The organism is Verrucomicrobiota bacterium, assembly GCA_027622555.1.
Taxonomy (GTDB): domain Bacteria; phylum Verrucomicrobiota; class Verrucomicrobiia; order Opitutales; family UBA2995; genus UBA2995.
In genome coordinates, this window is sequence record JAQBYJ010000031.1 from 16,817 (window position 1) to 38,741 (window position 21,925).

Annotated in this window: 17 protein-coding genes; 10 read left to right on the forward strand and 7 right to left on the reverse strand. The window is 49.1% G+C overall.

Features of this window, described 5'->3' with window-relative positions; translation table 11 throughout:
- Positions 1–17 precede the first annotated feature (17 nt).
- From O3C43_10265 to O3C43_10280, 4 genes are all read left to right on the forward strand, one after another.
- Entirely contained in the window at positions 18–2,612 is a 2,595-nt protein-coding gene (locus tag O3C43_10265) for a hypothetical protein (protein MDA1066877.1), read from the forward strand.
- 479 nt (positions 2,613–3,091) lie between these two features.
- Positions 3,092–3,940 (forward strand): hypothetical protein, encoded by an 849-nt coding sequence (locus O3C43_10270; protein ID MDA1066878.1) that lies wholly within the window; start codon positions 3,092–3,094, stop codon positions 3,938–3,940.
- 86 nt (positions 3,941–4,026) lie between these two features.
- A complete protein-coding gene (locus O3C43_10275; protein ID MDA1066879.1) occupies positions 4,027–4,965 on the forward strand; it encodes a hypothetical protein in 939 nt (312 codons plus the stop codon).
- 87 nt (positions 4,966–5,052) lie between these two features.
- The gene (locus O3C43_10280) at positions 5,053–5,937 is read left to right on the forward strand and encodes a hypothetical protein (protein ID MDA1066880.1); all 885 of its coding nucleotides are present in this window, start codon (positions 5,053–5,055) and stop codon (positions 5,935–5,937) included.
- A 75-nt stretch (positions 5,938–6,012) separates the two neighbouring features.
- On the opposite strand, the gene O3C43_10285 is transcribed toward O3C43_10280, so the two are convergent.
- Genes O3C43_10285 through O3C43_10300 form a run of 4 tightly spaced genes read right to left on the reverse strand, consistent with a single transcriptional unit; the run spans position 6,013 to position 10,941 of the window.
- Entirely contained in the window at positions 6,013–7,545 is a 1,533-nt protein-coding gene (locus tag O3C43_10285) for a hypothetical protein (protein MDA1066881.1), read from the reverse strand.
- Positions 7,546–7,554: 9 nt separating this feature from the next.
- Positions 7,555–8,349 carry an outer membrane lipoprotein-sorting protein gene (locus O3C43_10290; protein ID MDA1066882.1) on the reverse strand — a complete coding sequence of 265 codons (795 nt, stop codon included), beginning with the start codon at positions 8,347–8,349 and terminating at the stop codon, positions 7,555–7,557.
- A gap of 13 nt (positions 8,350–8,362) precedes the next feature.
- Entirely contained in the window at positions 8,363–10,720 is a 2,358-nt protein-coding gene (locus O3C43_10295) for an MMPL family transporter (GenBank protein ID MDA1066883.1), read from the reverse strand.
- Between the two features lie 2 nt (positions 10,721–10,722).
- Positions 10,723–10,941, reverse strand: coding sequence for a DUF2892 domain-containing protein (locus O3C43_10300; protein ID MDA1066884.1), 219 nt, complete (start codon positions 10,939–10,941; stop codon positions 10,723–10,725).
- Between the two features lie 83 nt (positions 10,942–11,024).
- Here O3C43_10300 and O3C43_10305 point away from each other — a divergent pair, with 83 nt between their 5' ends.
- The gene (locus O3C43_10305; GenBank protein MDA1066885.1) at positions 11,025–11,354 is read left to right on the forward strand and encodes a metalloregulator ArsR/SmtB family transcription factor; all 330 of its coding nucleotides are present in this window, start codon (positions 11,025–11,027) and stop codon (positions 11,352–11,354) included.
- A gap of 75 nt (positions 11,355–11,429) precedes the next feature.
- Here O3C43_10305 and O3C43_10310 read toward each other — a convergent pair whose 3' ends face one another.
- Entirely contained in the window at positions 11,430–12,887 is a 1,458-nt protein-coding gene (locus O3C43_10310) for a sulfatase (GenBank protein MDA1066886.1), read from the reverse strand.
- Between the two features lie 204 nt (positions 12,888–13,091).
- Here O3C43_10310 and O3C43_10315 point away from each other — a divergent pair, with 204 nt between their 5' ends.
- The 4 genes from O3C43_10315 to larC are packed head-to-tail and all read left to right on the forward strand — an operon-like array spanning position 13,092 to position 16,038.
- Positions 13,092–13,283, forward strand: a complete 192-nt coding sequence (locus O3C43_10315) for a hypothetical protein (GenBank protein ID MDA1066887.1) — start codon at positions 13,092–13,094, stop codon at positions 13,281–13,283.
- Positions 13,284–13,287: 4 nt separating this feature from the next.
- Positions 13,288–14,100 carry an ATP-dependent sacrificial sulfur transferase LarE gene (larE, locus tag O3C43_10320; GenBank protein MDA1066888.1) on the forward strand — a complete coding sequence of 271 codons (813 nt, stop codon included), beginning with the start codon at positions 13,288–13,290 and terminating at the stop codon, positions 14,098–14,100.
- Positions 14,093–14,752: a nickel pincer cofactor biosynthesis protein LarB gene (gene larB / locus O3C43_10325; protein MDA1066889.1), complete on the forward strand. Its 660-nt coding sequence runs from the start codon at positions 14,093–14,095 to the stop codon at positions 14,750–14,752. The genes larE and larB overlap by 8 nt, the downstream gene beginning before the upstream one ends.
- Positions 14,749–16,038 (forward strand): nickel pincer cofactor biosynthesis protein LarC, encoded by a 1,290-nt coding sequence (gene larC, locus O3C43_10330; GenBank protein MDA1066890.1) that lies wholly within the window; start codon positions 14,749–14,751, stop codon positions 16,036–16,038. The genes larB and larC overlap by 4 nt, the downstream gene beginning before the upstream one ends.
- Positions 16,039–16,150: 112 nt before the next feature.
- On the opposite strand, the gene O3C43_10335 is transcribed toward larC, so the two are convergent.
- The gene (locus O3C43_10335; protein MDA1066891.1) at positions 16,151–18,694 is read right to left on the reverse strand and encodes a DUF1592 domain-containing protein; all 2,544 of its coding nucleotides are present in this window, start codon (positions 18,692–18,694) and stop codon (positions 16,151–16,153) included.
- Positions 18,695–19,045: 351 nt separating this feature from the next.
- Entirely contained in the window at positions 19,046–20,320 is a 1,275-nt protein-coding gene (locus O3C43_10340; GenBank protein ID MDA1066892.1) for a DUF1552 domain-containing protein, read from the reverse strand.
- Positions 20,321–20,538: 218 nt separating this feature from the next.
- On the opposite strand from O3C43_10340, the gene O3C43_10345 reads away from it, so the two are divergent.
- Positions 20,539–21,909, forward strand: coding sequence for a sulfatase (locus O3C43_10345; protein ID MDA1066893.1), 1,371 nt, complete (start codon positions 20,539–20,541; stop codon positions 21,907–21,909).
- Positions 21,910–21,925 lie beyond the last annotated feature (16 nt).

The following is a 21,925-nucleotide window of genomic DNA, read 5'->3' on the forward strand; positions in this document are numbered from 1 at the left end:
TTCTCATAGAAGATAAATTGGCTATTGTAGTAGCAGCGCTCAATCAGGACAACGGCCACTGGAGAGATTGGATTTCCCAGGACAAGGAACGTTACTATGCTGCGATCACCTGGCGACCTACTGAAAAAATTACATTCCGCGCCAATTACGAAGACGGTTTCGAACACCGCACCTCGATTCAGCAAAGTCCGATCGTAGACAGAGGATTGCCTTTCTTGGATAACCTGAACGCTATCGGATTAGACGGCATCCTCGATATTATCGGTAGTCCCTACAGGGGCAATGGCCAGGGTGCAGCAATCAACAATGCCAAGCGAGCTGTTGGTGTAGGTGCCAGAGATGGAAATCCTCGTGGGTTTACAGCTGCTAACGGCCAAAACCGTTTTACCTTTATCGAAAATGACGGATCGTTTCACAATCTGTCAGGTAGTTATAATACGGTTGGTTACGATGAAGAAAGAGTGCGTCACCCGGACGGTTCCCCGGGATTGGGAGACCGCGCCCATCGGATAAACGATCAAAGCATTTTGCCATATCATTACAATCCTGGTGGCCCTGATTTTTATCGTGAAACGGATTTTGATATGTATTCCGCGTTTCTGGATGTTCAGATCACAGATAACTGGTTTTTCAACATACAGTTTGGCAAACAGGCAGCCGACATCGATGTGCCTCAGATTCAGGGTAGCCGGCCGAAGCTGCGTTGGGATCCTAATGTGGTTCAGGATGTGGTTGATCCCTACGCAACTCCTAATCCCTATGTGGGACGCCCGTATTTTGACGGGGATTATCGTCGTGATAAAAACATCTCCGACTATGAAGAGATTCGTGCGTCGACTTCCTATAATATTGATACGGGTAGCAACATTTTTGGACGTCATCGCATTGCCGTCGCCGCTTCGGAAGTGGATGAAAACCAACGTCGAGGTAATACCTGGTTGGCCTTGGGAGGTAATCCTGCTGGACGAGGAAACTTTTTGGATACACAGGGTAACACCTACTCAAATTCCCAGTACCTGCATGCTGATAATCGCGTAACGGTGCGGAATTATTTTGATTGGGATGACCGGTCTACTTGGAAAGCTGGTAGTTGGAGGAATGTTCCCTCGACGATTACTACCGACCGTTTTACACCGGGGGTGCAAACATCCTACCCGGTGATCTGGGCTGAAGATCAGCCCGGAAACATCAACTTTTTGATTAACCAGGTGACGGAATCAAAGATGGCCGTATCTCAGAGTCACTTTTGGGATGATCGTTTGGTTTTTACCTTTGGCTACCGGAAAGACGACGTAACGATTGACCGTGCGGGTCATTTTAGGGACCCTGTAATTGGATGGATTCCTGACCTAGACATAGGAGTGGATACTCCCTCAGATGATAATACTATCCCAGGGGCACCACAAACTGACTTTAGTGGAACTGTCCGTACCTCTGGAGCCGTATTTCATTTGACCGACAATTTTTCCCTGGTTGCTAACACAGGAAGTAACATTGGTATTCCCGACTTTCGTCGGACGGTTTTTCCGGACGGTTCAACCTCACCTCCTCCGAGTGGAGATGGTAGCGATTTTGGAATAGATTTTTCCATGTTGAATAACCGCATAAGTGGTCGTCTCGTCTACTATGAAACCGAGGCTATTCAGGAGGTTGTTGGCGGTAGTCAAGCTTCTGCCCCAATGGAAGCCATCTATGGAGCCTACCTGGACGCTTTTGAGGGTACGGCCGCGGCAGATGCATTGCTGGCTCGTAGAGCGGAGTTAAGACCTGAGGTGAATGGTCGATTCCGGGACAATGTGTCCGATGGTTACGAGTTACGGATCACTGCCAACATCACAGATAATTGGCGCTTGCAGCTCAACGCTTCCAAAACCGACCGGATTGTATCCAATTCGTTTAGTAAAGCCATTGACTTTCTTGGACTTACTAAAGATGCCGATGGTCGTTTGGTTCAGGGAGTTAGGGAAGCCGAGATTCAGGACCCAGACCCAGATGCTGAACCAGGAGACACTATTGTCTCTTACATTGTTGACAATCCTGGCGCTTACGAGTCCGGGAAGGTTATTTCCGAATTCCTGGCTTTGGAATCCCAATTACCTGAGGGCCAGACCATCAGTAATACTCCCGAGGTTACGGATAGTATCGCAGAGGAGCTTTTTAACCTGGTTGATAACGTCAACGATAACATCGAAACCGCTGAGAAACGCTGGGGGCTTCGTCCTTATCGTGTGAATATCTTTTCTACCTACGATTTTAAGGAAGGGTTCCTAAAAGGTTGGTCCTTTATTAGTGGTTACCGCTGGCAGAGTGCGAACATCATCGGTGAAGAAAATGGCGTCGAGTTTGAAGGCGAGCCTTTCAGCATTGCCGACTTAGGATTGCGTTACCGTACCGCCAGAGGTGCTTTCTTCGGTGGCGATGGTCGTTGGACTTTTCAGTTAAACGTTCAAAACGCCTTGAATGATAGAAAAATCATTCCAAGTCGTCTGGCGATTGATGGTAATTTAGACTATATAGTCCCTGGAGGTCATAGTAGCGGAGGTCCTGCCTATGCCCGCTTTGACTTACAAACACCACGTGAGTATCGATTCACCGTTACCTATGACTTCTAGTTCTTGGATCACTTAGTGGTTTGTTAGAGTTTATTCAAAACTTCGCACCACCTCTCCCGGGGTGGTGCGTTTGTTTTGTGAATAGACATTTATCCTTCTCAGGCCTCACCAATTGGAGCCTTAACTCATTCTGAAAGATGTTTAGTGATGAGTCCGGTTGGTTAGCCCCTATCTGAATGTCTGAAGCATTCGGAACGGGAAACGACGACCGGGAATTTATTATTTCCTGGGATTTTTGCGCTAGTCGCCCACTTGTAGAATTGGCTAAACTCAATTGTGTGAGTTGATGGTATCGCGGTCATTTAGGAGGAAACCAACTAATCCATCCATGGTCTGCAGATGTAATGTCTATCAGCATACATTACATCCTGATGTCTAGGACCGCACTAACTGAGGAAATTGGGGATTCCCATTTCCTTTTAACTTTGATACATCTAATTACGTTGTCATCCAAAACCCTTTGATACCGAAGAATCATCATGAAAGCATACTCCCGAATTTCAGCCCTTCTTTTCTTTTTGGCGATTTTCCTATCTACCAGTCTGATTCAAGCGAAAAACGATCGAGTGGCAGTTAAAGCAGTTGCAACGGAAGAATACACTCTAGATCGAGCTCGAGGAGAGTCAAAAGTGCAAACCTATCACATAATGGAAGGTAAGTATTTCCCCGGGAATACGGCCCGCCCCAGTATGGAAGAGATCAGTTTCATGGATATCGCTCAAGACCTGGCCCATAACCTGAAAAAGAATAGTTTCTTCTCTGAAACCAATCAGGAAAAAGGAGATTTGCTGATTTTGGTTCATTACGGTGTCACAGATTACGATGCGGACTATATGGAGCTAAATTCCATAGATTCCATAGATGATTTCGGTTACGGAGCGGTTGAAAGCAATGATCCATTGTTTGAAGCTTCTTTTCGGGAAGCATTTCAGAGCCAGCTGTTCGATATGCAGTCGGTCAATGATGGCGCAGCCCAAGCGTTGGGTCACAAGGCCCGTTTGCTAGGGATGGAAGAGCTCTTCTCTTCGTCCGCGACGGACATGCAAGTCCATGAAATGCGGCAGATTCTCGAGCAGGAGCGCTTTTTTATTGTTATGCAGGCATTCGATTTACCCGCCTACCGAAAGGGAGAGAAAAAGCTATTGTGGTCAACTCGTTACAGCATGAGTGCCAAGGGCAAGAACTTTGGTCAGTCCATCGCCGAGATGAATTTTGTGGCTGGTGAATATTTTGGTCAAAATCGTAAAGGAGTGAATCTAAAGCGCTCAACCGACGATTCAGATGTGAAGCTTGGAGAGGTTGAAGTAATAAATATTTCAACTAATTAAATCCCGCATAGCTCTCGAATTTAAATTCCTCCAAAATTGCGGCCGAATCGAGTATTGCTTCAAAAAAATAGTCAATTTAAACCCCGTTGTCCTTTCCCCTGGTCGTAACCTATTCAGCCGTTTTCACGTTATCGCCCAAACGCTTTAAATCCATAAAGAACGTCATGATAGCTCATTTTAAGAAAACTTTCATCGTGGGAGCCTGCTTACTGATTGTCAGCGCTGTGTGGGCTTCGGCAAAAGAAAACCGCGTTGCAGTTAAGTCCATCGCCACTCCTGAATTTTCTAAAACTAGGGCTGGTAGCGGATCCAAAAAGATTCAGACCTATCATGTCACACAAGGGAAGTACTTCGGCGGAAACACGGCTGACAAAAGCATGGATGGTGTCACCTTTATGGATATTGCCGAAAACCTCGCCGCAAATTTAAAGCGTCAGGGTTTTTATTCCGAGCCCGATGACGATAAGGGTGATTTGTTGATTGTTATCAACTATGGAGCTACTGATTACGACGCAGATTATCAGGAACTGATGGGGATCGATTCTCTGGATGACCTGGGATTTGGTGTCTCCAGCGAAGAAGGCCTAGATGAGTTTGAAGCCGCAGACGCCTTTGCTGCCGATTTTGAAAACATTCAGGCCATGAACGAAGCTGGACAAATGGATAAGATCTACAAAGCGAAATTGCTTGGAATGGAAGAGTTGTTCAACGACAGCGCTACCACCCAACAGGTTTTCGAGTTCGAGGACATGGTGAATGAGGAACGCTATTTTATCTACTTAATTGCCTTCGATCTTCCTTCCTACCGAAAGGGTGAGAAGAAGGTGATGTGGACTACGCGTTACAGCATGCGGGCCATCGGACAACCGTTTGATGAAGCCATTGCCGAGCTGAACACGGTGGCCAGCCACTTTTTCGGTATGAATATGAAGGGGATGCAGAACAGACGTGCTTCAGATGAATTCGAAGTGCAGATGGGCGACATCGAAGTCATTTCAGATGATGACCCTGAACCGGCGAACTAAACGCGGGGAATGGGCGCATCTTTCCCATTTGACCCTTCAAGCCTGAAAAGCTAGGTTTTCTCCGATTTCTTGATGGAAGCAATGCTGATGCTCAGGCGAAACGTAAATAAGCGATTACTTTCAACCTCCGTCATTTTGGCCGTTGGATGCATTCTTATGCTTTGTGGCTGTGTTCACGGAAAGGCAAACCGTGTGGCTGTCAGGGCAGAAGCAAAAGAGGAATTCCTGCTGGATCGCTCGCGTAATGATGCCAAAAAATTTCAGAGCTATCACCTGCTTAAAGGTCGGTACTTTGGCGGAAATGTGGCAGATGAGAGTATGGAAAACATGGATTTCCTGTTTCTTGCCGAGCACCTGGCCCAAAACCTAAAGCGGCAAAATTTCTATTCGGAAGACGATTCGGATAAGGGCGATTTGCTAATAATGGTTCGCTACGGGGCTACCAACTATGTGGAGGACGGCATCGACTCCGGTGTCTACGCAATCGATGACTTCTCCTCCGCTTATGGTGAACCTGAGGGCGGAATCTTCGATTCTGACCTTTCAAAGGTACCTACGCCCGACTTCTTACGTTCCGTTCTTCCTGAACAGCGCCGAATGTTAAAGGAACGTTACGCCAGGGCCAAGTTAGTAGGGATGGACGATATTTTCAGTTCCAAGGTAACGGATTATGAAGCCTATGTGCAAAGAGAGCTAGCCCGTGAGGGCCGCTACTTTATAATCTTAACGGCCTTTGACCTTCCGCTCCTCAGACAGGGAGAAAAGAAAATTCACTGGAGCACCCGTTACAGCATCCGTACCATCGGCCAACCGTTTGACCAAGCGATACAGGAATTGAATCACGTGGCCGGTGATTACTTCGGCAAGAATATGAAGGGCCTCATTTCCAAACGCGCCACTGATGATTCCAAAGTGGAAATGGGCGACATCGAGGTGATCGAAGGAGGAGAACTGCCTTCCGGCCAGAACTGAATATGGTAGCCATGCCTCGTGAGAGCATGGACTTTACGCGAAAGAGAGCCTTTTGCGCTTTCTGTGGGTTCATCCTTAAAACCCATATCTGCCGAACAAATACCCGTTGGTGTTGTTCTCAAACTGACCAAAGAAGGTGGATTGCTCTTTACCAAAAAACAAATTCGCTCCACCACCTATTGACCAGTTGTCGTCGATTTTATAGAGTATGTTAGGACGGAGGTAACCGTCTCGATCGCTGGGAGACCAAAAGGTAAAGAGGGATAGCTGGAGATTTTGCATCATCGCAAATTTTGTCAGACGCATGGTCAACAAATGGCGCGTGCGGTCCGGGGCGGTCGCTCCATCCGGCAGTTGAGAAACAAATGCACTGTGACCAGATCGTTGTTCGGCATAGTATTGAAAGGACCCGGTCAGATCCTGCCCGAGCTCGCGCTCGTAGCCAAGTAGCCAGCGTGTTTCAGAATTCCGGATTAGCGAATTCGTTCCGTTGTGATCCTCCTTACTTGTGTAGTGCCCTATTTCTGAATACGCGATTCCGCCCAGGCTTGGTTGGCGCCAGCTGGCTCCGGTCACTTGAAGTTTTGGAAAGGTGGGGATCCCATCCATGGTTTGACCAGCCGGGCTTTTCCAGTAGCCGTCGTAGAAGTATAGCGCGACTTCTGCGTTTCCGATCAATCGATGGGCACGTAAGGCAAATTCACTACCCGTCGCAAATGTTGGATTCACTATAGCATTCTGTCCAACCAGCTCACCAGAACCTGAATCAAAATAAGAAAGTCTTTCACCGGTAATGAAACGGTCGGGATCAAAGCGCGGCGACACGACCGCATCCAGATTGATCACATCGGAAAAGAAATTGATGCGGGCGGAGTTGCCAGGTGCCTTCAAGTATTCCTCATCTCGGCCTAGCAGGAAAGACTGCCAGTCTTTTGGGAACAGGTCATTTATAAAGAGCAGGTCCCCGGTTCCCCATGTAACGGTTTGGCGGCCCAGCTTCAAATCGAGATGATCATTTAACTGTCCACCGAGAGTTGCTTCACGCAGGTCCAACCAGCCTGTCCCGCTGCGGAAATCGATACTCTGGCTTTCAGCCTCGGAGTCGTAGAGAAGATCGCTGGTCAGTCGATAATTCCAATCGCCCATGCTACCTCGATTCTGAAGCTGCAATCTTACTTCACCCAAGGTTCCAATATCCGAGACTGGATCTTTTTGAAGGCGAGCTCCTGCCCTCATTTCTAGCGATCCGCTTATGTTTATTGAAGGTTTTGTCTTCCCAATTGAATCATCGTTTTCAGGTTTCGACGGTAACCTCAACCCCGGAGGTAGTTCAGGCGATTCTGAGGCTTCTTCCTTTAAGCCAGAAGGTAAGGGTGGATCTCCCAATCCGGGAGGCAAAGCTGGCTGGGCGAACAGAATACTCCCTGGCAACAGGATCGTGGCACAATATTTCAGGTAGCGCATCAATATCGTTTGTATGTGAGTGGATCGTGTCTTTGGAATACTCAGGCGGCATAGCAGGGATGCTATGGCCCTACCTCTATTGAGTGATAAGGTAGGGCAAGTGCGTCCTCGTAGTGCCGTCATTTCTATCTGACCGCATTTCATTTGTGTAAACTAAAACTCCAGGAATTCCATCGGCGGATTCCGTAAATACCGTTCTGCAAACATGCTCTCTTCAAGCCCTCTGTCGTAGGCGATATTCGAATATTTTAGCACGGTCGATCCTCCACGATCATTGTCCGTCATTTTGGCCTGGATTACGGTGGGATGACCATCGATGGTTTCAACGCCCAGCGCTTCATACATGCGGTACACTTCGTTCTTGGAATTATAGAACTCCGTTTTCACCGCGATTCCGGTTGGCTTGTGAATCCAGCTTTTGAAGTAGGTGAACTCAACGGAACTCGAGTCTTTGGGAGTGCTCTTCAATTCGAAATAGTGTTCGGTCACCGCAACCAGCTCATGATTGTCTTCCACAGGTGATCGCCCCGAAACATCTTCATAAAAGAAATGAGATCCGACGAAGCTGGTTCGTTCGTCACTCGCTGCAATTCTCCTGACCAGATCCAACGCCGGTAGATATAGCCAACGGTCATCACTTGCTTGTGGATGTTTCCAAACGAGGAATGCCGTTTCGCTTACATCTGCCGGAGCCTTGAAGTAAACATAGAACTGCTGGTCGCCGAGGTCCTCACCGACATCGCGACGGAGGATAACCAATTCCCGGCTTCTTTCCCGACCGCGAGCGTCAGTGATGGTCATGGATACCAGAGCCCCTCCATCCTTACCCTGATAATAGGCAGCGGTTGCCGCTTTGTTAGCGATGTCTTGAGCACTGGGAGTTTCCTCACCGCTTAGCGTGAATGCGCCGAGCAACAGTGTGGTTAAAATGAGTGTTAGCGCTTTCATTATTTTACAGGAGTTAAAGTGATTTCTTGAAAAGATGCTTTTGAAATAGCGTTTGTAAGGCTGGGAGGATCAGAAGGGTGGCCACTCCCGCTATGATCAGAATCGCGGAGATGAGTACACCAACCGTTTTATACGGAACCAGGGGTGCAAGTAAGAGAGGCGAAAATCCTACACCAATCACAATCAGGTTGCGCACAATTGCTCTGGCGGGTTCTCCAAACATGATCTGCAACGTTTCAGCCCAGGTGGAGTATTTTTTCCGCAGTTCCTGACTCCGTGCCAGAAAGTGAATCGCGTAATCCACCGCCAGTCCGAGGCTTAACGAGGACAATACAGCGACCGGCATGTCGTACGGTTTTCCAACGATGCCAATCATGCCGTAGATTAGGCTGATCGTAATTGTCAGAGGGATCATGGACAACAATCCCCATGAAATGGACCGAAATAGGACGGACATCAAAATGAGGACGATGACAAAGCTGGAAAGTAGGGCACTCAACATCCCTGCCACCATTTCATCCTGCCAGATCACGTTGATATAGGTTAATCCAAACCAGTCTGCTTTCACTGTTCCCGGGAAAGGGTTTTCAGCCAGGTAAGCTTCGACTTCGTCGACTACGGCATTCATTTCTCTATTATCTCCACTGTTCAGCTGAACCCATATGACTGCCTTTTGATAGTCGGGAGTTATAAAATGCCAGAGGTCGTCCGGCCGGTGACTGCCTTCGTAGGTCAGCAACGTTTGTGCTACCCCGCGACTTGAGTCCGGTATTCTGTAATATTCGGGATTCCCTTCCAGAAGCTCGCGGTAAACCGTTTTGACGACTCCGGTTATAGAGCTGGTTTTACCCACGTTCGAAAGGGTTTCCAGGTGGACTTGTAATTGATCTATGTGGCGCAGAACTTCCGGATCCTTGAATGCCTCCTCCGTGGAAGATTCCAGGGAGATGTATGCAGGATAGGTGCCAGCAAACCGTTCATTGAGGACGGAGTCGGCGATGCGTATCCGATGGTTTGGCTCGAACCATTTAACCGGGTTGTCGTTAATAACTATTTGGCTGATTCCATAACCGGAGATCGCCAATAGTACGAGAGTAGCTGACACGATTAGCTTGGGTTTGGATCCTGTAAATTTCGCGATGTTCGAAAGGATACCTCCTGTGTGAGGCTTTCCCTCAACACCTGATGTTGGTGCGTACCCAAAATTTTGTAACGACTTCTCAGGAAGTAAAGCAATGTAAGCCGGAATAAAGACGATCGTGAAAAGCCAGGCCAGCATCACTCCTAACGCCACAAAAATGCCAAACACCTGCACTGGAGGAATCGGGGCCAACGCTAGAGATCCAAATCCCGCGGTGGTTGTCAAGGAGGTAAACAGCATGGGTCGCCACAACGTTTTAATAACGGCACTTGCGGTTTTCTTTTTGTCTTTGAATTCCGGGTACCGGTCGTAGAACTCCGACAGGATATGCACCGCATCCAACACCGCGATAGGCATTATGAAGATCGGGATCATCGAACTCATGATGTGAATCGTATTCCCACTCAACACTAGGGCGGCCATGGTAACGATCACCGACATCATCGCCACGATCATAGGTGAGATGATCAGAGTCAGACGTTTAAAGAAGAACCACATTAACACAAAAATAAGCGCCATCGCCATGGGTGCGGATATACCCATCTGGATAAACATTTGAACGCCGAACGTATCGTTCGCTACGGGAAGACCTGTTATGTGGTAGACTTCACCGGCGGACTCGAGGCTCTCAATCTTATCCAAAAGGGCTGCAGACACTTCGTGACTCCTGTCTTTCGATTCGAGCGGGATGAATAGCAATAGCGATTTTCCCGCCTCATCAATTAACGATCCTTTCATCAAAGGAAGGTTGAGCATGGCATCTCTTAGTTGATGGGCTTCCTCTTCCGTTTCGGGAGGTTTCTCCATTAACCAATCAAACGACACCGTGCCGATTCCACCTTGTTCGATATTGTCGAGTGTCGAGGGAGAAAGAATCTCATAAGCGATGACCCCGTCCAGAGTCTTGGCGAACTCTGTTAACTCGAACACATTCGCCAGGGTATTTATGTTAAACACTCCGGCTTCATGTTGTTCGTTGACGACTCCCAGGACGATTTGGTCATAGAGAGCGAATTCCGCCTTTTTCTCCCGATGGAGCATTCGATGGGGATTATCGGAGGCCAGCATGTTTTCCGGATCCGTATCGACTTTTACACCTGGTAACGGGGCAAATACTTCCGGCCAGATGGTGGGCAATGCTGCAAGCAGGAGCATGAGCACCGTTAGGCCGGCGCTCAGCCATACAACCATTCGTGGATGTTTTAATCCTGTTTCAGCGATTGAGGCCATGATTACTCTCCCTTTTTGTTCTCAAAGGCACATCCGCCTTTGAAGCCCATCGCCCGGAAGGCCATTGCGGCGGGACAGAAACCTGTGAATGCCGATTGGATCATATTAAACCCGGCAAATGCAGTCAGGAAATGCCAGTAGGGATGGACCCAGATTCCAAGAGCTAAACTAACCAGGACCACAAATCCGGCCCATACTAAAACAGCGCGATCTATATTCATAATATTTTTGGGTTGATTTTGGAGTAAACAAATTAGATAACTCTAATATAGTCAACGCTAAATTAGAGTTATCTAATATATTTATGCCCGAAAGTTCCGCCAATCAAACCGGCACGCTGCCAAATCCTGAAGACATGGGGAAAGCGCTTCAGACACTTAGTGCCTTAGCTAACGAGCAACGCCTATTCATCCTTTGCATGCTTTCTCAAGAAGAAGAAATGTCAGTAGGCCAATTGAATGAGCAACTGGACCTGAGTCAGTCCGCCTTGTCCCAACATTTGAAAAAGCTAAAGGACCAAGGTTACGTCGAAAGTCGGAAGGATGGCTTGAACGTTTATTACCGTATCGCCAAGGAAGACGTCCTGGAAATCATTGGGCTGCTGCACAAGTTGTATTGCAACCCTGGTGGCTGAATCAGGGTAGAGACCGATCGCCGAGCGGTCCGTCTGACTTAACCTTCGAAATAGATCGGATTACAAGCAGCGTTTTTACCCCTGCGGCTTATTGGAAAAATCATCCAGAACCGGTCCGGGGTTATTGATCTTGGCAGCCCCGGTAGCTTCGCCGGGAAGTTCTCCGCGCTTGTCACCGCCTTGGGGGCGTTTTGGACCGCGGTCGGGTGACGGGTTTTCCGGAATGGTGTCGCCGGTTTCCCGGGACCATTGGCTCAGCGCTTCTGCCAGCTTTCTTTCAATGGCTTTGAATTCCCGGTTTCCTGCCAAATTGATCATTTGGTGCTTATCCGCTTTCACGTTGTAGAGTTCAACTTGCGGACGCGGCGCCAATGGCACGTCCTCTTGCCAGGGTAAGGTTTCTCCGGCCCGGTATTTTTCCCAGAGTTCAAGAGCGGCTGGGAATTTGGAGTCGTCACTCTCTGTGCTCAGAGCGGCTTTGTTATTGAAAGCATTGCGAATGTAGAGCCAATCACCGAAACGCACGGCCCTTTCGTGGGCGGCGTAGACATGCCAGTTGTGCTCGGAAAACACATAATCTCGCACCTTGGTTTTGGGGTTCTTCAGGATGGGGGCAAGGCTCACGCCCAGAAAAGTCGGACCTGCCTTTACGCCGGCCAGATCCATGAAGGTAGAGGAAAAATCAATGGAGCTTACCAGCGCTTCTGTGCGACCCGGGTTGATGTTACCCGGACTCCAGATAATGAGAGGCGTTTTAACACCGCTGTCATACAGGCGTGTTTTGCAGCGAGGAAATGGCCTGCCGTTGTCTGCGGTATAGACGAAGTAAGTGTTGTCCGCTACCCCCTGACGTTTCAACTCCTCGACCAGCTTACCTGCATAATAATCGGACCGGCTGACTTCACTGAAATACTCGGCCAGATCCTTTCGGGTTTCCGGACCGTCATACAGATAGGGAGGTACCACGATGTCATCCGGATCGTAGGCGGGCGAAAATTCATCCAATTGCCAATCCCGGTGCGCGTCGTGAGAGCCGAACCAGGCAAAAAACGGTTTATCCTTGGGGCGTTCGCTGAGCAGCTGGACCCAGTCTTCGCTTCCAGACGGGTGTCCGCCATCGCTGTCCTTGACGAACCCAATTTTCTCGGGGTCATTCATGTGGTTTTTCCCGGAAATCAAAGTGTAGTAACCAGCGTCTCTCAATTTTTGTGCCACTGTTACCTGATCTTCCGGCAAGACGAGGTGAAGTTCCGGCGCGCCGGTGTTGTGGGGGTAGCGTCCCGTAATGATGCTGCAACGGCTCGGACTACAGCTGCTTGTTGTCAGGTAAGCGTTATCAAATACCAGGCCTTCGGAAGCGATGCGGTCGAGATTCGGTGTCTTGACGAAAGTGTTTCCGTAGGCACCAATATCTTCTGCCGAGATATCATCCGTGATGAAAAACACAAAATTCGGACGGTTCTGAGCTATGATTTGAGAGGCGACACCCGCCAGTGACCAAAGAGCAAAAAAGAGAAGGGTAGATTTTTTCATAGAACTGATGATTAAATAAGCCTGATGACCTAACAGCTTAGATTACGTTCTACAATCTCGCATCGTGACGATTTTGATTAATTTACCGATTAATCTATCGTTGCCAAGTGAAGCTCCTATGGTTCAAATCTTTTCCAAGCTTTCTTTAGGCTCTTTGGCTAGAAATCGACTTTATCCCCAGTTCATTCATTTCCACCTATTTTTATGAAAAAAACTATCAGCACCGGCATCTTCCTTTTTCTTTCCCTCGCTCATACTGCAATGGGTCATTCCGCTAACATAGTTCACATGCATCCGCATGGTGAAAACGGCTTTCTGACTACTTGGATGATAGCCGCCGCAATTGGTTTGGCCTTTGGCGGACGATACCTGATTCAGCGTATTTGCCTGAAATAGTTTTATGCCCCACATTGAGGAGTTGCTGGGCAGGTTAAAAGCCTGGTTTAACCCAGTTGAAGGAACACTTACCGCCTTTTCCGGAGGCGTCGACTCCGCATTGGTCCTGTTTCTCTCCCACAAGTTTCTTGGTGAAAAGGGAATCGGCGTCATTGCAGATTCTCCCAGCCTGAAGCGAAGAGACCTGAAAGTGGCCACCGATTTTTGCGACCAGTTTGGTATCCAGCTCCGGATTATAAACACCGGCGAGTTGAATAATCCCAACTACGCGAGCAATCCCAGCAACCGTTGTTTCTTTTGCAAAGATACCCTGTATCGGACCTTGGAGGATATACGTCCGGAATATCCGGAGTACTATGTGCTAAACGGCACCAATTTAGATGACCATGGCGACTACCGTCCCGGGTTGCAGGCCGCTAACAATCACGGTGTCTATTCTCCCTTGTCCGATTGTGGAATCACCAAGAAAGACGTCCGGCTCCTGGCCAAGTACTTTGAGCTTCCTGTGTGGGACAAACCTGCCAGTCCCTGCCTCAGCTCCCGTATCCCTTATGGACAGGAAGTAACGGAAGAAAAACTTCGCCAGATCGAAGCCGCTGAGACGATGCTCAATCAATTGGGTTTCGACGAAGTCCGCGTCCGACACTTTGGGTCAGAGGCACGTATCGAAGTGCCTTCCGATCTTCTCAATCAACTGCTTCCTTTCAAAACTCAGATTCAACAAGCCTTCAATGAAATTGGCTTTGAAACCGCGACCATCGATACCGAAGGATTGGTTAGTGGAAAATTGAATCGCGCGATCGCAACTCATGGATGAATACAATCTGGATATGGACCGGGAAAGCCGCCTCGGTTTCCCGGAAGTCGTTTACGGTCAAACCAAATCGGTTGAGCTGCTGACGAAGATTTTGGGGGACTACGAGCAGGCGGGCAAAAATGCTCTGGCTTCTCGTTTGCAACCGGAGAAGGGCATAGCGCTTCTAAAAACATTTCCCAACGCTTTCTTCGATCCGCTTTCCGGCTCCTTTCTTTTGAAGAAAAACCAGCTCGACGAAGCCAACGCCAAGGTAGGAATTCTTTGTGCAGGCAGCTCTGATCTCTATGCGGTGAATGAAGCGCTCTATACGCTAAATCTTCTGGAGGAGTCTGCGGTCTGTATCAACGACGTCGGTGTGGCGGGTCTTCACCGCCTGCTCAATCGCCTGGATGATCTCAAAAAATTCAAAGTCCTTATTGTGGTTGCTGGATTTGAGGGAGCGTTACCTAGTGTGGTGGGAGGTTTGTTGAAACAGCCCATTATCGCCGTTCCAACGAGTATCGGTTATGGTGTGGCCCAAGGAGGGCATTCTGCGCTACATGCGATGCTTTCCAGTTGCGCGAATGGAATCACAGTCACCAACATCGACAACGGTTATGGTGCAGCCATGGCGGCCTACCGCATCATTCAACTGTTACGTTCCCGTTCATGAGTACTCTTTATGTAGAACCATTTTCCGGCTTGGCTGGCGACATGTTACTCGGTGCCCTGTGTGGATTGACCGACGGGTATGACGAAATCAAGGCTTTGCCCGATAAGCTCCATTTGCACGATGGCAAGATCGAGATCAACGAAGTCGAGAAGAATGGAATCGTTTGCAAGCATGTCAAAGTAATCGACTTGAATGAGGGGAAGGAAACACACCACCATTCGCACGACGACGAGCACAGTCACGGGCATGATCATTCTCACGATCACGACCATGGGCATAGTCACGACCACTCGCACGACCATGATCACGGACACTCTCACAATCACAGCCATGGCCGACACTTGAGTGATATTCTGCACCTGATTGACCACGGACACATTTCCGATGGAGCGAAAGAGATAGCCAAAGGCATTTTCCAACTGATCGGCGAGGCTGAGTCGAGTGTGCACGATATTCCGATCGAAAAAATTCACTTTCACGAGATCAGTGGCGTTGACTCGATTATCGACATTGTCGGTTGCGCGGTGCTTCTCGATAAGCTCGGTGTTGAAAAAACATTCGCCGATCCGATTTGCGTGGGATTCGGAATGGTGAAGACGCAACATGGCCTGCTTCCAGTTCCGGCCCCGGCCACGGCCTTGCTTCTAGCAGGTATGCCAACTTACAAAGGCACCGAAGAAGGCGAGCGCGTGACGCCAACCGGTGCCGCCATCCTCCGCTACTTGAAACCCGAATTTTCAACTCCGACCCTCAATGTTTCCAAAATCGCCTATGGACCGGGTCAGAAAAACTTTATCGGTCCCAACGTGGTTCGTGTGTCTTTAGTGTCCGAGGTGACTCAATCGAAAAAGACGCTCTGCGTAGTGGAGACCAATTTGGATGACTGTTCACCCGAATTGCTGGGCGATTTTTTCCAAACCGGTTTATTGAAAGCCGGAGCTGTAGACTTTACGCTTTCCCCCGTGACCATGAAAAAAGGCCGTCCGGGGCTCAAACTCTCCGCTTTGACTTCGGACGAGAACCGTGAGTCGGTTTGTGATTTCATTCTGGAGAACACGACAACCATCGGAGTTCGCTTCTACTCGGTTGAACGGAAAGAACTCGATCGAGAGGCGGTGTCTTTAGAAACCAAATATGGAACAATCAAGGCCAAGCAAGCAACGACTCCATCTGGAAAGACTCGTACAAAAGTGGAGTACGATGACCTGCAAAAGGTTGCCTCAGAAAAGGGGATTTCCGTCCTTCAATTGAAGCAGGAGATCGAGGGAACCGATAAACCGGTATAGCAGGCTTCTAGCTGTAGGAGGGGCTTTACGCCCCGATTGTTCGAAGAGCTACAAAGTGATCGCGGGATAAACCCGCTCCTACAAAATTTAAAATAGATCGAAAAAAACGAACCTACTTGGTCCTAAAACTTTCGGAATTCACCAGGGCCACAAACAGATCCTGAAAGCCACCTTGTCTATCCAGGTTCTCCCTAACCAATTCGCGAATCAGTTTCCGGTCGCTGTAATTCATTTCTCGGCCCGTGGCATAGGTCAGCAGTTTCTCCGAGATACATTCCGCGAAGGGAGTGATGTCATTCCTCAGATAGGCCTTCAGATCGGTGATATCGTTTAGGACGGTTCCGTCGGTTAACCTGCCGTCTGTTTCAACGGGTAGTCCGATTGCCTTCTCCTTTTTATTGGATGTTCTTTGGGAAGGGTATTCCGTTCGCCATCGGCCAACAGGGTCGAATGATTCCAAAACAAAACCTACGGGATCGATCTTCTTATGGCAACCTGCGCAAGATTCTTCAGCCATATGAGCCGCTAATATGTCGCGAGGTGAAACTGCATCGCCGCTGCCCGGGGTCAGAGCCGGAACAGCATTAGGGGGTGGAGGGGGCGGGTCGCCCAGGATATTTTCCAATACCCATACACCGCGAAGTACAGGCTGAGTATCAACGCCATTGGCTGTTGCGGTCATTACGCCAGCCATTCCGAGAAGTCCGCCAAATCGTCCTCCTTGCTCCAGAGCGACACGCACCATCTTCTTATTGTCGTTCTTCTTACTTTTATTGAATTCCGGAAGTCCATAAATATAGCGAGCAACGGCTCCTGTGGTGTAGGTGAAATCCGGATCAATAAAATCCTCGAGAGGTCGGTTCTCTTCCAGAATCTCTTTAAAGACCATATGAGCTTCCTGAATGTAAGCTTCCTTTTCGGTGTCGGTGTATTTGAAGTCTTTGGGGCTTTCGAAAAGGTTGGCATCGGGCACCAGGTTTTCCAATTCGTCCAAATCCAGCCATTGGCCGAGAAAGCTATCAACAAACGTATTGGATTGGGAGGAAGCCATAAGTCGCCTGGTCTGCTCCGTAAGCACATCTGTCTCCGACAACGAACCATCCTCGGCTGCTTTAATCAATGCTTTGTCCGGCGGTCGAGAAGTGAGGAAGTAGGACAACCGTGTAGCCAGATCGAACCCATCCAATTGCCCGTCATCGAAACCTCGGTAGAGGAAGTAAGGGGAGGTTAGCGCAGTTCGGATTGCGAGGTGATAGCCATCTTCCATGCGTCCGCTCGTATTCTTTTCATTAAGCACCAGGCTCAGGTATTCCTCCACGATTTGATTACTTGCAGGGCGGCGAAAGGCTGCGGTGAGAAATTGTTTCAGGAATGCGCGGATATCAGATTCCTCGTCTTTCACGAATGCATTGCCCATTAAATGAGCCGCTCGCTCTTGCCAGTACAATTCCTCCTCGGTGTCGGTTAAAGTCAATGGACCGGTAATGGTCGCATGCCTGATCTCCAGTGCCGGGCCTTCCTCAAACAATTTATAGGAGAAGGTTTCAGCGATCATGCGTTGGTCTTTAACAATTTTCTCTATCAACGCGTCCAGTTCCTCTCCTTCGGGAGGTGTTGGCAACTCGCCTAACTTTATCAGCTCGTACAAATGATCCAGGCCTGACCGACCGCGCGACACTGGACCACCCACTTTTCTATAGGCCGCCGCTAAGGCTGGCTCTCGTTCAAAAAGAGGGTAGAGAAACGACTTTAATTTTTCAGAATCCTCCTTGATCACCGCCGTCGGATAGTGGAACGCGATGGTCTCTCCTTTTTCGAGAACCACTTCCGTTTCAAAAGCCTGTCCGCTACTCTCAGTTATTTCGTAGCTCGCAAGTTTCCGGAGTTGGTTGATGTTTTCTTGAGATGCCTCAGTTGCGACTACCGCATAGATATCGGCCACTACCGGAACTCCGTCCCAAGGGTTCAGGGAGGATAGGTTCAGTGTTATTTTGTATGTCCCTGTTGCTGGAGCTTCGTAATGAGTGGGCCATGTCGAGCCGTGGCCCAAAGTTTCGGTGCTGCTGACCAAGCGCATGGCTCCATCGACCAGCAGGCCTGAGGAGTAAGCGTAAGTAAAATCTTGAGCCGGGATATCAAAGGTGTTGGCGGGGACTTCTTTTTTCAAAGGCGGGAACAGCTTTTCAGCCAAGTCGGTGGCAACCGTTGAGTAACTTTCCATCAATGCCCCTGACAGGGTTAGGGCTTCTGCCTGATTATCGAATCCATGGGCCTCGTTATCCTGAGGAAAGCCATTCGGGAGTTCAAAATGGATTCCAAACAATTGGCTGATGGTGTGTTGGTATTCTCGTCGATTCAGACGGCGAATCTCGGAGCCGCCTATGGGTTGATGCTGGGACAGGTTTGTATCCAACCATGCCGCCAGATCATTGCGTTCAGCCTGTGTGGGCTGTTTCTTTTTCTTGGGCGGCATTTCACCCTTCTCGACCATTTTGATGACGCGCTCCCAGAGGTGGATCTCTTCTGAATCGTTCCAATCGATGGTTTGAGTATCCAGATTAATTTCTCCCTTAAACTCTACCTCATCGTGGCAACCGAGACAGTAATTATCCAGGATCTGAAACGGGCGTTCGGGGATGGGCTCTGTCTTTGCCACTAACGGCCCAAAGATCAGAAAGCATCCAGTCGTACAAAATGCGACACTTCTCATTTTTAATGACGCCATGTCTTTGTCTCTTTGCCTGCATTTCTCATGGAATTGAGATGTCGGGCTTGACGACTGATTGGTGAGGGCGCGCACATCGGTGCGTAACCGAGCCAGGAAGAAGAAACAACCGGCATGTCGGTCCAAGGATGGGCTCAATTCGTTCCGAAAAAAGAATCGATGACAAGGTCAGATGCGAAGGAGACTGAAACATATCAACAGACTTCAATTTGCATACATTTCCCATAAATCCTTTTTCCCTTGTTTTAACTTTGTTTGAGCCAATCCGGTGAGAATTGCAGGCTAGACCAAGTACTGGTTCATGTTGTGTTTGGCATTCGAGAAACGGTCCGTTTCAAGGCCAAGCTGCTGCAACATAGTAATGTAAAGATCGCCGAGCAAGGGAGCGTTGGGAGCATCCCTGTCAAAGGCATGATGACTTCCATGCTTGAGGCCGCCGCCGGCCAGGAGGATAGGCAGGTTGGCGTTAGAGTGGCGGCTCGCATCACCCATGCCTGCGCCCCAAATAACAAGCGTGGAATCGATGAGGGGATTTCCTTCAGTATCCGTCTTGGTCTTCAGTTGACCAATGAAACCGGCCAGCAGCTTCATATGCTGTTCCTCAATCTTAATCAGGTCCTTGATCATGTTGGAGTCATTTCTGTGGTGGGAAAGCGCGTGATAGCCAGCGGACAACATTTCTCCATTGATGGTGAAAACCTGTCCCAAGCCTGGCAGCATCATGGTAATGACACGTGTCGAATCTGTCTCCAGAGCGAGCGCTATCAGATCATACATGAGCGCCTGGTTTTCCAGCATCAGGGTGGGAGCTATCGGGTCGAAGGCAGGTAGTTGGTAATCAACTTCGGGTCTCGGTTCGTGTAATCCCTTGAGCTGACGAGCCATCCGTTTTTCAAGATCGCGTACAGAGGAAAAGTACTCCTCCAGTTTACTTTTGTCTTCGTTACTTACTCGATTCTGCAACTGCTTTGCTTCACTGGTCACTTTATCGAGCGAGCTGTTTCCAGTCTTCAACAAGTATTCGGTGCGGTCCACATCTGCTGGAAGTCCGAACAGCGTTTGATAAACAACACTGGGTCGTTCCATCATGGGCAAAGGGATGCCCTGCTCATTAAAGACCATCTTTTGCTGATTACTCCCTCTTCCAGCACTTATTTGGAGCGATTCGAAACGGGTGTGAGCACCTATCTTTTTGGCGGCAATCTGATCGAGAGTCACATCTCCCGCGTTTCGTCCGCTCAAATAGTTGTCCCAGTTCTTGTGCCCATTGGGTGCACGGTGATCGAGACCTGAAAAAATCGAGAGCTTATCTTTATGGCGAACGAGATCCTTGAGCAGCGGAGTAACCGTATACTCGCTCCCGGTTTCTTTGGGGAATAAAGCGGGGGCATGTAGTCCTAGGTTTGCCCCAATGCAAACCAGGCGCTTGGCCTTGGCTGCTTGGTTGGCGATGCCACTCGCCGCAGACAGCTTAGGCAATGAAGCGAGGGAAGGTAGGGCGAGTGAAACGCCTACTGCCCGCAAAAACTGACGACGATTTAGGGTATTATCTATCATAGGGTATCTTGGGAAAGATTTATAGTTCTAAACATTGCCTGATAAAATTGAAGCTTAAAAAGATCGATAGATAAAGGCGGATTGCTATAAGTAGAAATTAAACTACGAAAAGCGCGAAAGTACGCGAAAAGGTTGTTGTAGCGGATTCTGGTTCGTTTACGTGTTTCGCGGCCTTTCGCGCTTTTCGTAGTTCTGAATTAAATTATTCTTTTCATACGATGTTATATTTCAAGATCCCGGTAATAGCTCTTGGTTTGTTTTCTTGGTCGTTATTAGCGGACCAGCCCGATTTTCTTATTTTCACTGACGATGACTTGAGCCAGTTCGACATCACCCCTTACGGCGCGGAAGATGTCCGGACTCCCAACTTTCAAAAACTGGCTGATGAGGGGATGCGGTTTAATCGTGCCTTTACTGCGTCTCCAGCGTGTGCACCAAGTCGGGCAGCGATGCTTACCGGACTGATGCCAGCACGGAATGGCGCTATGGCAAACCACACTTACAAAAGAGAGAACATCCCATCGCTGCCTCCCCTGCTGCACGCATTGGGGTATGAAATTGCTGCTTTCGGAAAGGTCGCTCACGGTAAGGATTCCGACCGTCACGGATTTGATTACATCAATGCCAAATATGATCGGGAGACAATAGAGACCTGGCTGAAGCAGCGGGATTCAAGCAAACCGCTTTGCCTCTTCTTTGGATCACGGTCGCCTCATGTTCCTTGGCCGGCGAATGACGGTTACGATCCGGATAAACTCCGCCTACCACCCAACCACATCGATACTCCCCAGACCAGAGAGTTTAGGGCTCGATACTACACCGATATCGAGATTTCGGATACAGAGTATGGTTATGTAAGAGAGCTCGCGGCGAAGTACCTCAACAAAAACCTGCTTACCATTATGTCATCCGATCACGGATCGCAATGGCCGTTTGCTAAATGGAATCTTTATGATGCGGGAATCCAGGTGCCGTTTCTTGTATCCTGGCCGGGACACATCAAGGCGGGAACGCAAACGGATGCCATGGTCTCCTGGATCGATATTCTTCCCACCCTTATTGATATTGCTGGTGGCAAAACCGATCCCGGAATCGACGGCCGTTCCTTCGCCAAGGTTTTGAGCAATCCAGAAGCCTCACATCGCGACCGTATCTTCACCATCCACGACAACGACGGTCGCGCCAACGTATATCCTATCCGCTCCGTCCGCACAGACCGCTGGAAATACATCCGCAACCTCCAGCCCACCTGGATTCACAGCACCCATTCCTACCGCTTTCGCAAAGACGACGCCGGTGCCTATTGGTGGAGCTGGGACCGGGCCGCCGAGAAAGATCCGGTCGCTGGGGCTATTGTGGCCAAGTATCACACCCGCCCCGAAGAAGAACTCTACGACCTCGACAGCGATCCTTGGGAACTGAACAACCTGGCCGCGTTACCGCAAATGGCCGACAAGCTTCTCCAACTTCGCGCCGAGTTGGATGACTGGTTAGTTAGTCAAACTGATCCAATGAAGGTCACGGTCGAACCCTGGCGTTTTGGTGACGCTGAGTTTCTTGAACCTGCTACCAAGGGTGAGGACTGGTAAGCTTCTGTTATAAATT